The sequence below is a fragment of the Kitasatospora sp. GAS204B genome (assembly GCF_029892155.1).
In the GTDB taxonomy this organism is placed as follows: Bacteria; Actinomycetota; Actinomycetes; order Streptomycetales; family Streptomycetaceae; genus Kitasatospora.
On record NZ_JARZAG010000009.1, the window covers coordinates 115,375 to 126,648 of the forward strand.

Below are 11,274 nucleotides of genomic sequence, written 5' to 3' on the forward strand. Positions count from 1 at the left end.
CGGTCAAGGAGTCGGAGGAGCCGTAGCGGGCCGCACGCCGAAGCCCGGGCGCCGCGCGGGGCGGGGCTGCGGGTCAGACGACGGGCGGCGGCCTGACCCTCCGGCTCGCTCCGCCGACGGTCCGTCAGCCGCCAGTCAGTCGCCCCTCAGCGGCCCCTCAGCCGCCCCGGACGGCCCGCAGCACCGCCGCGGCCATCCCCTGCTGCCCGGCGGCGTTCGGGTGCAGCGGTGCCCGCCCGTGGGCGGGGAACGGCGGCTCGATCCACCGGGCGTCCGACCCGGCGCACATGTCGTGGCCGAGCGAGGGGGCGTAGGTGTCCACGTAGCCCGCGCCGGCCGCCGTCGCCCGCTGGCGCAGCACCTCGTTCAGCCGCTGCTCCTGCGTGGCGAGGAAGGACAGGTCGCCGGGGGTCACGGTGTCGCCCAGCACCGGGGCGCAGGTGGCCGGGTCGGCCGGCAGCAGCGCCGGGTACCCGACCACGTACACCTTGGCCCGCGGCGCCCGCCGCGTGACCTCGGCCAGCACCGCCGCCACCCGCTGCCCGACGGTGTCCAGCACGCCGGTCAGCTTGTCACTGCCGTCGGCGGCGGTATACGCGGCCTGGCAGGGCGCGTTGCTGGCCTTGTCGGGGTCGACCCACTTGAGCGCCGTGTTCGCCAGCCCGTCCTCGGCGCACTGCTTGACCACCGTCATGAAGTCCGCGTCATTGCCGCCGATACCGACCGTGACCAGCCGGGTGTCCGCGGTCAGCGCGTCCAGCTGCGGCGGGTTGGGGCCGCCGGTCACCCGCTGGGCGTCCGTCAGATCGGCCGTGGTGGCGCTGGAACAGCTGACGTCGGTGAACCGGCCGGGCGCCAGCTTCAGCCCTGCCGCCACCAGCGAGGGGTAGTTCACCGCCGAGCGGCCACAGCCCTTGGGACCCCCGCCGGTCGGGTCGACCTGTAAGCCGGCGGTGTAGGAGTCACCCAGCGCCGCGTACGGGCCGGTCGGTAACGCGGCCGCACCGGGCGAGGCCGAGACGCTGGGCCGAGACGCCGCCCGCTCCCCCGGCGTCGCGCCGCCCGAGCAGCCGACGATGAGCGCCAGCGGCGCTGCCAGTACCGTCACCAATCCGGTGCCCCGCGTCACCCCACGCATCGACCCCCACCCCCCGGCGGCACGCTACTCCGCCCCGCGCTCGTGCTCTGCCAGGAACTCCTCGAAGCGGCGCCCCAACTCTTCGGCCGAGGGCAGGTCGGCGGCCTCGGCGAGCAGGCTCTCGCGGCCCTCGGCGCCGGCCACCGCGTCGTACTGGCCCTCCATGCCGCGGATCGCCGAACGCAGCTCGTCGTCGCCCTGGGCCAGCTGCTCCTCGATGTCGGCGTAGACCTCGCCGACGTGCTCACGCAGCTCGTTGCCGGGCAGCACCAGGCCGGTGGCGGACTGGACGGCCTCCAGGATCAGCACGGCGGCGGCCGGATAGGCCGACCGCGCCACGTAGTGCGGCACGTGCACCGCGAAGCCGAGCACGTCGCGGCCCGCCTCGGCCAGCCGGTACTCGACCAGTGCCTGGGCGCTGCCCGGCACCTGCGCCTTCTCGAACCACTGCGGGTACCCGCCGGCCAGGTCCAGCCGGTTGCCGTGCGGGGTCAGGCCGACCGGACGGGTGTGCGGCACGCCCATCGGGATGCCGTGGAAATCCACCGCCAAGCGCACGCCCAACCGCTCCGCCAGCTTGCCGACGGCGGCCGCGAAGGCGTCCCACTCGACGTCCGGCTCCGGGCCGGTGAGCACCAGGAACGGCGCGCCGGCGGCGTCCGTGACCAGCTGGAGCAGGATCTGCGGCGGCTCGTAGGAGACCCAGCTCTCCCGGTCGAAGGTCATCGCGGGGCGGCGTGCGCGGTAGTCCACCAGGCGGTCGTGGTCGAACCGGGCGACCACCTGCGGGCTGCCCTCGGCCAGCAGATGGGCCATCACCTGGCCGCCGGCCTCGCCCGCGTCCATGAAGCCCTCGAAGTGGTAGAGCAGCACCAGGCCGGCCTCGGCCGTGGAGGTCGCGGCGGCCTTGGCAGCCGCCACCGCTGCCACGCCCTGCGGCTCAAGCTCGTACAGCTCCTCGGGATCACGCACCGCGCACCCAACCGTTTCTCGTCGTCGGTCCTACCTGTCCGGCCGTACCGGTCCGGCAACAGCACCAGCGTGCCGCACGGCACTGACATTCCCGCCGACCGGAACGCACTCGAATCCTCTCACCTGCGACCACCCGCGCCGCTCGTCCGCGGCTCGAGCGCGCGGGGCCGTCGGCGCAGGTCAGCACGGCGAATCGGGGTCGAGGACTGGTCCTCGGCGCGGCGCCGGGCGTAGCATCGGGACACTCGCGTCCCCCACCCGCGTGCCGCGAAGTGACGCACGGGGCCAAGCCGGGTATCGTCCTCTCGCTGCCTCGCATCATCGCGTCGTCGCCACGTCGTCCGTCACGCCGTGGGCCGCGGCCCGATCCATGTGCGGCCAGCCCCCTGATTCGCACCTTGCCTTCACTTGGCCGCCTGCTTCCCTTCGCGCCTTCGTTCCTTCTTCGGCCATCTCGCGGACGCACACTGTCCCCCCGCAACTCCCCGCCGGACCGGTCCATGAGAACCGTGCCCGCTCCGGCACCGCGCTGCCCGTTCCGGGCCGCCCCTCCCCCGTCGTACGACCGAGCTCCGGCGTACCCGAGGAGCGGCGGAGCCCCCGGCCGGGGCGATCTGCCCAGCCCGAACGCCCGCACCCTGGGCGCGAGGGTCCCTCCGACCGCCGAAGGACCGAAGGTTCCGTGCCAGCACCTGTCACCCTCACCGGCCGCACCGTTCGGCTGGAGCCCCTTTCCGAGCAGCACACCGAAGGGCTGGCCGCGGCCGCCGCCGCGGATCGGACCTCGTTCGGCTTCACCGCCGTCCCGCAGGGCCTGGACGGCGCCCGCGAGTTCATCGCCACCGCGCAGCGCGACATGGCGGCCGGCCGGTCGCTGGTCTTCGCCAGCGTGCGGGCGGCCGACGGCCTGGTGGTCGGCTCCACCCGGTTCCTGGAACTGGACTACTGGCAGGGCCCGGTGGTCTGGCCGCCGCTGCCCTCGGGCCCGATCGGCGACCCGGCCACCGCCGTGCCGGACGCCGCCGAGATCGGCCGCACCTGGCTCTCCGCGCACGCCCAGGGCACCGGCATCAACACCGAGGCCAAGCTGCTGATGCTCCGGCACGCCTTCGAGACCTGGGGCGTGCAGCGGATCTCGATGCGCGCCGACGCCCGCAACCTGCGCTCGCGCGCGGCGATCGAGCGGCTCGGGGCCACCTCGGAAGGCGTGCGGCGGGCCCACAGCCGCGGGCTGGACGGGGTGGTGCGCAGCACCGCGTTCTACTCGATCCTGGCCGAGGAGTGGCCCGCCGTGCGGGACATCATCGAGCTGCGGATCGCCGCCGCGATCGCGCCGAGCGCGCCCGAGCGGCGGCTGGACCGGGGCATGGGCCGCGAGCTCGACCAGGAGTGCGTCAGACACGCCGGCGCGCTGATCCCGGCCTGACCCTGACCCGACCGTCGCTGGAGCACGACTGGAGCACGACTGGAGCGTGGCCGGCGCCCGAGTCAACACGTGGTGGAGATGACCCCCTGAGGGGGATATTTCGCATACCCACGGTTCGGCTGGGCACCACCCCGCCATGACTCCCCTCGATTCCGTCCGGCTGCTCGGCGCCGACCAGCAGCACATCGTCACCCGCGCGCAGCTGATCGAGCACGGGGTCCCGTCCGGGACCATCGCGCATCGACTGCGCCCGGGTGGGCCCTGGCAGCGGGTGCTCCCACGGGTGATCTGCCTGCAGAGCGGGCGGCTGACCGCGCATCAGCGCCTGCGCGCGGCGCTCAGCTACGCCGCGCCCAAGGGCGAGCGGCCACGCCCGGGTGCCGTCCTGCTCACCGGCCTGGCCGTGCTGGCCGATGCCGGGCTGACCGGCGCCGGGCACCCGTCGGACATCGAGGTGGTCGACGTGCTGATCCCGGCGGGGCGGCGGGTGGCGAGCCGGGACTTCGTCCGGGTGCACCGGGCCCCGGCCAGAGCCAGCGGACTACCGGCCGGCTTCGAACGGGACGACGGCCTGTGGAGCGTGAGCGTCGGGCGGGCGCTGGCCGACGTGGCACCGCATCTGACCAGCGGTAGACAGTTCCGGGCGCTCTGCGCGGAGGCGACGCAGCGGCGGTTGTGCGAGCGCGCCGATCTGCTCACCCGGCTGCTCGGCGGACCGTCGACCACCGCGGCACTGCCGCACGTGCAGCAGGTGGCCGACGAGCTGACCTGCGGCATCTACTCGATCGCGGAGAGCGAGGCCCGCGAACTCCTACGGCGCGGCGGCCTGCCGGAACCGCTGTGGAATCCGGTGCTGATGCTGGACGGACGGTTCCTGGCGATCCCGGACGCGTTCTGGCCGCAGGCCTGCGTGGCGCTGGAGATCGACTCGCGGGCCTGGCACCTGCGCCCGGCGGACTACGAGCGCACCCTGACCCGGGGCAACCGGCTGGCGGCGGCCCGGCTACCGGTGGTCCGGGCCACCCCCCACCAGCTGCGCACCGACGCGGCGACCGTGCTGCGGGAGCTGCGCACCCTGCTCGCCACCGGCCCGCACGGGCCGTACCACCGGCTGAGCTGGGCGCGGCAGCGGATCGGCTAGGTCCTGCCGTCAAACCCCCTTCGTTCGCCCGCAGGGCGGCTTGGCGGCGTCAGGCGCGTGCTCTCGGCGTGCCGGGCGCGGGCCCTCGTACTGGGCGTACTCGGGTCTGTGCCCGGTGCGGCGAGAGTGCGTGCATGGCGTCGCCGAGCAGAAGGGGGTTTGACGACAGGACCTGGGCGTGTTTCATGATTCGCGCCGGCCGAGGACCCCTGACCAGGAGTCAGGGGGTCCCCCGCTGCTCGGCCGTCGCCGCGCCGGCGGCCGTGGCGACGGCGGCCAGCGCCTGCAGCGCGGCGAGGTGGGAGGTCAGAGCGGTGCGCCCGGTGCGGGTGGCGGCGAGCCAGGTGCGCGGGCGCTTGCCGACGTAGCCCTTCTTGACCGTCAGGTAGCCGGCCGCCTCGAGCGCGCTCGCCGCCTTGCTGAGCACCGAGTCGGAGACCTCGCAGTAGTCCCGCACCACGCCGAACTCGGCTTCGGTGCAGCCGCAGAGGAAGGCGAGCAGGGTCAGCCGGGTCGGCAGCTGGAGCAGCGGATCGACGGTGTTCACGCGGCGGCCCGCTCCCCGCGGACCCGCCGGTTGGCCAGCAGCATCAGCGCCCAGAAGCCGAAGCCGCCGCCGACTCCCGCCCCGGCGCAGGCCGCCAGCTGGCCGCCGATCGGCCAGCAGGCCAGACCGACCACGCCCGCCACCGCGACGACCGCCGCCGTGCCGCCCCGGATGAAGCCGCGCCAGGCCCGGTTGTCGTCGAGCCGGCCGACCACGCCGGTGCTGCGCATGCCGAGCCTGGCCACCAGGCCCATCAGGGCGGCGAAGAGCAGGATGCCGGCGAGCAGCAGCCAGGTGAGGTGGTAGGCGCGGGAGATCCCGATGAGCGTGCCGTAACCCGCCAGGATCGCGCCGAAAGTCGGCCCGTACCAGCCGGGCAGCAGCCGCGGTCGGTGGGCGGCGACGTTCGCGCGCTCGGCGAGCGCGAGGGCCTCGGCGGGATCGAGGACCCGGGCAGAATCAGCGGGTTCGGCGGAATCGAGAACGGAATCGCTGGTCATGATGCTCCCCCTGGATGTGGACTTCTTTTCCAGGATGGCACATACTTTCCAATTTGGAAAGTACTTTCAGCATGCATAACGGCGCGAGGCCGGGGCGGGAACGGACGCCATTGTCCGTTCCCGCCCCGGCCTCAGTACGTCCGGCGGTTCTCCTGCGCCGAGCACCGCCGGACGCCCCTCCCCGCTGGAGGGGGGCACGGGTCAGCGAGAGTCGCTGCCCGCAGTCTCGAGGGCGGCGCGGCCGGCTTCCAGGCGCGCCACCGGGATCCGGAACGGCGAGCAGGAGACGTAGTCCAGGCCCGCCTCGTGGAAGAAGTGCACCGACTCCGGGTCGCCGCCGTGCTCGCCGCAGACGCCGAGCTTCAGGTCGGGACGGGTGGCCCGGCCCTCCTTGACGGCGTGCTTGACCAGCGCGCCGACGCCGTCGCGGTCGATGGTCTCGAACGGGGAGACCCCGAAGATGCCCTTCTCCAGGTAGGCCGTGAAGAACGAGGCCTCCACGTCGTCCCGGGAGAAGCCCCAGACCGTCTGGGTGAGGTCGTTCGTTCCGAAGGAGAAGAACTCGGCCGCCTCGGCGATCTGACCGGCCGTCACGGCGGCCCGCGGAAGTTCGATCATGGTACCGAGCTTGATGTCCAGCTTGACGCCGGTCGAAACGGCGACCTCGGCGAGCACCCGCTCACACTCGTCCCGGACGATCTCCAGCTCCTGGACGGTGCCGACCAGCGGGATCATCACCTCGGGGCGCGGGTCGCCGCCGGCCAGCTTGCGCTCGGCGGCCGCCTCGGCGATCGCCCGCACCTGCATGCCGAACAGGCCGGGGATGACCAGGCCCAGGCGCACACCGCGCAGGCCCAGCATCGGGTTCTGCTCGTGCAGCTTGTGCACCGCCTGGAGCAGGCGCAGGTCGTTCTCGTTCGGGTCCTTGCGGGCCTCGGCGAGCGCGACGCGCACCGACAGCTCGGTGATGTCGGGCAGGAACTCGTGCAGCGGCGGGTCCAGCAGGCGGACCGTGACGGGCAGTCCGTCCATCGACTGGAAGAGCTCGACGAAGTCGCCCTTCTGCAGCGGCAGCAGGGTGGAGAGCGCCTGCTCCCGGTCCTTGTCGTTGTCCGCCAGGATCAGGTGCTCGACCTCCTTGCGGCGCTCCTCACCGAGGAACATGTGCTCGGTGCGGCACAGGCCGATGCCCTGGGCGCCGTAGCGGCGGGCCCGGTTGGCGTCCTCGGCGTTGTCGGCGTTGGCCCGCACGGCCAGCCGGCGGCGTACGTCGGCATGCGACATCAGCCGGTGCACGGCCTGCACCAGGCCGCCCTGGATGTCGGCGCCGGCGTGCAGGGTGCCCTCGAAGTACTCGACCACCGGGGACGGCAGCACCGGCACCTCGCCGATGTAGACCTTGCCGGAGGCGCCGTCGATGGAGACGACCTCGCCCTCCTCGATCACCAGACCGTCGGAGGTGGTCATCTTGCGGCGCTTGGTGTCGACCTCGAGGTCCTCGGCGCCGCAGACGCAGGTCTTGCCCATGCCGCGGGCCACCACGGCGGCGTGCGAGGTCTTGCCACCGCGCGAGGTCAGGATGCCCTCGGCGGCGATCATGCCGTCCAGGTCGTCCGGGTTGGTCTCGCGGCGGACCAGGATGACCTTCTCGCCGGAGCGCGACCACTTGACGGCGGTGTAGGAGTCGAAGACCACCTTGCCGATCGCGGCGCCGGGCGAGGCGGCCAGGCCCCAGGCGATCTGCTTGGAGTCGGGCTGCGGGGCGAAGCGCGGGAACATCAGCTGGGCCAGCTGGCCGCCGGTCACCCGGTGCAGCGCCTCGTCCAGGTCGATCAGGCCCTGGTCGACCAGCTGGACGGCGATCCGGAAGGCGGCCGCGGCGGTGCGCTTGCCGATCCGGGTCTGCAGCATCCAGAGCTTGCCGCGCTCGATGGTGAACTCGATGTCGCACAGGTCGCGGTAGTGCAGCTCGAGCTTGTGCATGATCGCCATCAGCTCGTCGTAGGACTTCTTGTCCAGCTGCTCCAGGTCCGCGAGCGTCAGGGTGTTGCGGATGCCGGCCACCACGTCCTCGCCCTGGGCGTTGGAGAGGTAGTCGCCGTAGACGCCGACCGCGCCGGTGGAGGGGTCGCGGGTGAAGGCGACGCCGGTGCCGGAGTCCTCGCCGAGGTTGCCGAAGACCATGGTGCAGACGTTGACCGCGGTGCCCAGGTCGTTCGGGATCCGCTCCTGGCGGCGGTAGAGCCGGGCCCGGTCGCCGTTCCAGGAGTGGAAGACGGCGTGGATGGCCAGGTCCATCTGCTCGCGCGGGTCCTGCGGGAAGGCCCGCCCGGTCTCGCGCTGCACGATGGCCTTGAAGGTCTCGACCAGTACCTGGAGGTCGGAAGCGTCCAGGTCCAGGTCGTTGACGGTGCCCTTGGCGTGCTTGGCCTGCTCCAGGGCGTCCTCGAAGAGCTCGCCGTCCACGCCGAGCACGGTCTTGCCGAACATCTGGACCAGGCGCCGGTAGGAGTCCCAGGCGAACCGCTCGTTGCCGGACTGGGCCGCGAGGCCGGCCACCGAGGCGTCGGACAGGCCGATGTTCAGGACGGTGTCCATCATGCCGGGCATGGAGAACTTGGCCCCGGAGCGGACCGAGACCAGCAGCGGGTTGTCGGCCTGGCCGAGCTTCTTGCCCATCTGCGCCTCGAGCGCGGACAGGTGCTCGCCGACCTCCTGGTTGAGCGAGGCGGGCTCCGCGCCGGTCTCCAGGAAGACCTTGCAGGCCTCGGTGGTGAGGGTGAATCCGGGGGGCACCGGGAGCCCGAGGTTGGTCATCTCGGCCAGGTTCGCGCCCTTGCCACCCAGCAGGTCCTTGAGGTCCCTGTTTCCTTCGGTGAAGGAGTAAACAAACTTCTGCGTCGCCGCCACGGGTCGGTCTCCTCGCACGGGGTTGCCTGACGCCGGAGAACATACCCATTTCGAAGGCGATTGCGCGCCGTCGATAGGCCGTCCGATCCCGAGGACCGGTACCGACCCTCGGGATCAAATGCTTGTGAAGGCGTTCACCTCTGTTGCCGAAATCGTCCGGATGACGCTAGCGATCGTTCAAGTATTGAAGACACGGACACGCGAAGATCGCCTGGGCCGGACAGAGGGTAGTGGTGGATGGTCCACCGTGTTTCCCCGGCTTGATTTCCTGCAGCCAAGGGACGGATCGGCCCGAGCGCCCGTTCGGGAAGCGATTTGGACGCCGTGGCACTTTCCATGCCCCTGACGCGCCGTCAGTCACTCTTTGGTGTGGCAAGAGTCACGGACGCGACTCGCTCATCGTACGTATCGAAACTCGTCTGTTCGTCGCCCAACGCGCCGTTTCGTGTGCGCTCCGTGATGACGATCTGCCAAAAGGGAGCCCTCTTGGCCAGATTGGCCAAGAGGGCCAGGACACCTTGTCCCAGGGCCCCGAGCGGGCGTATTCGCCGCTCTGGATGAATCAGCCGCCGGAGCTGTCCGATTCGGCGTCAATGCTCGGTACGGCGCAGTCGTACGGATCGTCCAACCAGCCTTCCGGCAGGACCACCCGGCCGTTGCCGCTGGTGCGCCCGCGCGGGCCGTCGGCGCCGGCCGGCCAGCGCTGCTCCTGCTCGACCTCGGCGAGCAGCCCGGCCAGCTCGTCGAGCGAGCCTGCCATCGCCAGCTTGACCCGCAGCTGGGAGCCGACCGAGAAGCCCTTGGTGTACCAGGCGACGTGCTTGCGGAAGTCGACGACGCCGCGCTGCTCGTCCTTCATCCACCGGCCCAGCAGCTCGGCGTGGCGCAGCATGGTGGCGCCCACCTCGGCGAAGCTCGGGCGGACCGGGTCGGTGACGCCTTCGAAGACCGCGACCAGGTCCTTGAAGAGCCACGGCCGGCCCAGGCAGCCGCGGCCGACCACCACGCCGTCGCAGCCGGTCTCGCGCATCATCCGCACCGCGTCCGGCGCCGACCAGATGTCGCCGTTGCCGAGCACCGGGACCTGCGCGGGGACCGCCTCGCGCAGTCGGGCGATCGCCGACCAGTCCGCGGTGCCGCCGTAGTGCTGGGAGGCGGTGCGGCCGTGCAGGGCGATCGCCGAGACGCCCTCCTCCGCGCCGATCCGGCCGGCGTCCAGGTAGGTGAGGTGGTCCTCGTCGATGCCCTTGCGCATCTTCATGGTGACCGGCAGCCCGCCCGCGCCCGCCACCGCCTCGCGCAGCAGCTCGCGCAGCAGGTTGCGCTTGTAGGGCAGCGCCGAGCCGCCGCCCTTGCGGGTCACCTTGGGGACCGGGCAGCCGAAGTTGAGGTCGATGTGGTCGGCCAGGTCCTCCTCCGCGATCATGCGGGCGGCCTTGCCGACGGTGGCCGGGTCCACGCCGTACAGCTGGATCGAGCGCGGCTGCTCGCTCGCATCGAAGTGGATCAGCTGCATGGTCTTGGCGTTGCGCTCGACCAGCGCCCGGGTGGTGATCATCTCGGAGACGAACAGGCCCTTGCCGCCGGACTGCTCGCGACAGAGCGTGCGGAACGGAGCGTTGGTGATCCCCGCCATCGGCGCGAGCACCACCGGCGGCCAGACCTGGAGCGGGCCGATCGACAGCGGCGCGAACTCGCCGGCGGAGGCTTCGGGAGCGGCTGCGGGTGCTTCGGGCGTGACGGTCATGCGCGGGCGGTCCTCGGCGGGAGCGGGTGGACGGGACTCTCCATTGTCCCCCACCGCCGCGCGGGCCCTCTTTCTGCCGCCCGACCGGGGCCGGTCAGCCCGAGGTGTAGCCCAGGCCGGTGTGCCCCGAGCCGCAGGTGGCGACGATCGAGTTCGGCGAGGTCGGGTCGTTCAGCGCCGGATTCACGTCGGAGGGCCCGGCCACGTTGAGGCGGTAGGTGCTGCCCGGCGGCAGCCGCACGGTGAGCGAGCCCGAGGAGCAGTTCAGCGCGGTACTGCGGGGCGGCGCCGCGAAGCCCAGGTCCACCGAGCCCGAGGTGACCGCGGCCTGCACCTCGGCCGAGGAGATGTTCGTGCCACTGATCGAGCCGCTGGTCAGCCGCGCGGCGATCCGGCCGGAGACGTCGTCCAGCTGGATCGAGCCGGAGTAGCTGCGCAGGCTCAGGTCGCCGGCCAGGCCCCGGATCCTGGTGTCGCCCGAGCTGCTGGTCAGCGTGACGGCGGTGGCGAGCGGCGCCCCGATGTCCAGCCCGACGGAGCAGGACGGCTCGCTGATCCCGAGCACCTGCGGGCAGCGGGCCGAGATCCGCAGGGTGTTGTCGACCACCGTGCGGGTGACCACTGGTCGGCTGACCGTCCAGTGCTCGACCTGCTGGACCGTCACGTGGTCCTTGTCGGTCGCCGTCACGGAGACGCTGGCGTTCTGCACGTCCAGCTCCAGCGCGGTGACGCCGCTCGGGTAGCTCGCCGGCCGGACCGCGCTCTGCCGCACCAGGCCGCTCCAGGTCTGCCCGGCGCCGACCAGGACCACCAGCACCCCGGACAGTGTCCCGATGGACCGCCAGATCCGGCGCTCCCGGCCGGGTCGCGCCGCGCCGCTCAGCCAGGCCACC

At 72.3% G+C, this 11,274-nt stretch carries 9 protein-coding genes; 2 read left to right on the forward strand and 7 right to left on the reverse strand.

Annotated elements, in window-relative coordinates:
* Positions 1 to 157: 157 nt before the first annotated feature.
* Positions 158 to 1,138: an SGNH/GDSL hydrolase family protein gene (locus tag P3T41_RS14845; protein WP_280690298.1), complete on the reverse strand. Its 981-nt coding sequence runs from the start codon at positions 1,136 to 1,138 to the stop codon at positions 158 to 160.
* A 24-nt stretch (positions 1,139 to 1,162) separates the two neighbouring features.
* The gene (locus P3T41_RS14850) at positions 1,163 to 2,110 is read right to left on the reverse strand and encodes a PAC2 family protein (protein WP_280690299.1); all 948 of its coding nucleotides are present in this window, start codon (positions 2,108 to 2,110) and stop codon (positions 1,163 to 1,165) included.
* 682 nt (positions 2,111 to 2,792) lie between these two features.
* On the opposite strand from P3T41_RS14850, the gene P3T41_RS14855 reads away from it, so the two are divergent.
* Both P3T41_RS14855 and P3T41_RS14860 read left to right on the forward strand, forming a co-directional pair.
* The gene (locus P3T41_RS14855; protein WP_280690300.1) at positions 2,793 to 3,536 is read left to right on the forward strand and encodes a GNAT family protein; all 744 of its coding nucleotides are present in this window, start codon (positions 2,793 to 2,795) and stop codon (positions 3,534 to 3,536) included.
* 136 nt (positions 3,537 to 3,672) lie between these two features.
* Positions 3,673 to 4,677, forward strand: coding sequence for a hypothetical protein (locus P3T41_RS14860; RefSeq protein WP_280690301.1), 1,005 nt, complete (start codon positions 3,673 to 3,675; stop codon positions 4,675 to 4,677).
* Positions 4,678 to 4,897: 220 nt separating this feature from the next.
* Here P3T41_RS14860 and P3T41_RS14865 read toward each other — a convergent pair whose 3' ends face one another.
* From P3T41_RS14865 to P3T41_RS14885, 5 genes are all read right to left on the reverse strand, one after another.
* Positions 4,898 to 5,224 carry a transcriptional regulator gene (locus P3T41_RS14865; protein ID WP_280690302.1) on the reverse strand — a complete coding sequence of 109 codons (327 nt, stop codon included), beginning with the start codon at positions 5,222 to 5,224 and terminating at the stop codon, positions 4,898 to 4,900.
* Positions 5,221 to 5,724, reverse strand: a complete 504-nt coding sequence (locus tag P3T41_RS14870) for a hypothetical protein (RefSeq protein ID WP_280690303.1) — start codon at positions 5,722 to 5,724, stop codon at positions 5,221 to 5,223. The genes P3T41_RS14865 and P3T41_RS14870 overlap by 4 nt, the downstream gene beginning before the upstream one ends.
* Positions 5,725 to 5,925: 201 nt before the next feature.
* Positions 5,926 to 8,634 carry a pyruvate, phosphate dikinase gene (gene ppdK, locus P3T41_RS14875; RefSeq protein WP_280690304.1) on the reverse strand — a complete coding sequence of 903 codons (2,709 nt, stop codon included), beginning with the start codon at positions 8,632 to 8,634 and terminating at the stop codon, positions 5,926 to 5,928.
* Between the two features lie 562 nt (positions 8,635 to 9,196).
* On the reverse strand, positions 9,197 to 10,381 hold the full coding sequence (dusB, locus tag P3T41_RS14880; protein ID WP_280690305.1) for a tRNA dihydrouridine synthase DusB: 1,185 nt from the start codon (positions 10,379 to 10,381) through the stop codon (positions 9,197 to 9,199).
* Between the two features lie 94 nt (positions 10,382 to 10,475).
* Complete coding sequence (locus P3T41_RS14885) at positions 10,476 to 11,273, reverse strand: DUF4097 family beta strand repeat-containing protein (RefSeq protein WP_280690306.1); 798 nt, start codon at positions 11,271 to 11,273, stop codon at positions 10,476 to 10,478.
* Position 11,274: the final 1 nt, after the last annotated feature.